The sequence below is a fragment of the Aquabacterium parvum genome, assembly GCF_001447195.1.
Classification (GTDB): Bacteria; Pseudomonadota; Gammaproteobacteria; order Burkholderiales; family Burkholderiaceae_C; genus Aquabacterium; species Aquabacterium parvum.
The window spans coordinates 1-372 of the sequence record NZ_LFRI01000196.1 but is presented as its reverse complement, the minus strand read 5'-3'; the positions used below and the strand labels follow the sequence as shown (position 1 = coordinate 372).

At 52.7% G+C, this 372-nt stretch carries 1 protein-coding gene; it reads left to right on the top strand.

Going from position 1 to position 372, the window contains the following annotated elements:
* The coding region (locus tag ABG80_RS07285; protein WP_152987515.1) for a PoNe immunity protein domain-containing protein at window positions 1-372 on the top strand (372 nt) is incomplete at both ends.

The following is a 372-nucleotide window of genomic DNA, read 5'->3' as shown; positions in this document are numbered from 1 at the left end:
TCCAACGGCGGAGCGGATGTGATTTATGAAGAGTTCATGATCCATGTGTTTGGTGCCGAGAAGCGGTTCGACACGGAGCACGCATGCCAAGTTCGACCATACGAAAGCCTGTTCTATGCGTTGACGGAGGAATCAACGGACAAGCAGATCAAGGAACTCGATCTGTTCCTCAAGCGCTGGTACAAAGACCTAAGCGGCACAGGTTGGCACGACAGCCATAAGCCCAATGAAAATGGCGAACAGGGTGGGTATCACGGTTACTGGAGCTTTGAAGCCGGTGCCGCCGTGATCTTGCTTGGCATCGAAGACGACAGCAGCTTGCACAAGTACCTGTATTACCCAAAGGACTTGGTCGCATGGTGTCGAGAGCAT